The sequence below is a fragment of the Tsukamurella conjunctivitidis genome (assembly GCF_007858475.1).
GTDB classification, from domain to species: Bacteria; Actinomycetota; Actinomycetes; order Mycobacteriales; family Mycobacteriaceae; genus Tsukamurella; species Tsukamurella conjunctivitidis.
Window position 1 is genome coordinate 1 of the sequence record NZ_VIGX01000297.1, and the last position, 525, is coordinate 525.

General features: G+C 72.2%; 1 protein-coding gene. It reads left to right on the forward strand.

The features are described 5' to 3' along the window. Positions 1 to 525, forward strand: a 525-nt coding sequence (locus FK530_RS26215; RefSeq protein WP_438947273.1) for an Lhr family helicase, incomplete at both ends; no start/stop codon positions are given.

A 525-nucleotide genomic window follows, 5' to 3' on the forward strand; every position in this document is an offset into this window, starting at 1 on the left:
TCCCGACCTGCGCCAGCCCCCGACCTCCCCCGCAGCGTCCTCGTCGTCGCTGGGGGCGCACCCCGTCGCGAACCTGCGTGCCGCAGTGCTGGAGCTCCTGCAGGATGGCGGTGCCTACACCGTCGATCAACTGCGCAACCTCGTCGGGGAACGCTCGGGCGGAGTCCTCTCGTCCCCCTCCCCACAGATCGGCGACCTCCTGTGGGAGCTCGTGTGGCAGGGCGTACTCACCAACGACTCCTACGCCCCGGTGCGCGCGATGTTGGGTGGCGGGGGACACGCACGAGGGCGGCGCCCCGTCGCCTCGCGGCGCTCCCGTCTGCGCCCAGGCCTGTCATCCCGACGCGGCCCGCTACCTCGCTCCCCCCTCGATGCGCGTCTGGGTGGGCGTTGGTCGCTGCTGGAGCACGGCGGGGTCGTCCCCACCGAACGGATGCTCACCAGAGTGGAGGTGCTCGTGGCGCGCCATGGGGTGCTCACGCGGGGTTCGGTGAACGAGGAGGGTGTGCCCGGTGGTTTCAGCGC